1 protein-coding gene is annotated in these 255 nt (G+C 40.4%); it reads left to right on the forward strand.

The window, feature by feature from the left end:
- On the forward strand, positions 1-255 hold a 255-nt coding region (locus tag ACG9ZB_RS17575), incomplete at both ends, for a dihydrodipicolinate synthase family protein (RefSeq protein ID WP_419326880.1).

Raw genomic sequence — 255 nt, forward strand, 5'->3', positions numbered from 1 at the left:
TTATTCAGGTGATGATGCAACAGCTTATCAACTGATTCTGTCGGGAGCAAATGTCAATATTTCTGTGACTGCAAACATTGCACCAAAAGAAATGAGCGATGTTTGCGCGGCAGCACTGGCAGGCGAAGCTGAAAATGCAGAAAACCTAAATACCCAAGTTGCAAATTTACACGAAATTCTATTTTGCGAATCAAACCCAATTCCTGTGAAATGGGCACTTCATGAAATTGAGTTAATTGAAACGGGTCTTGGTTT

It is taken from the genome of Acinetobacter johnsonii (genome assembly GCF_048551975.1).
Taxonomy (GTDB): domain Bacteria; phylum Pseudomonadota; class Gammaproteobacteria; order Pseudomonadales; family Moraxellaceae; genus Acinetobacter; species Acinetobacter johnsonii_A.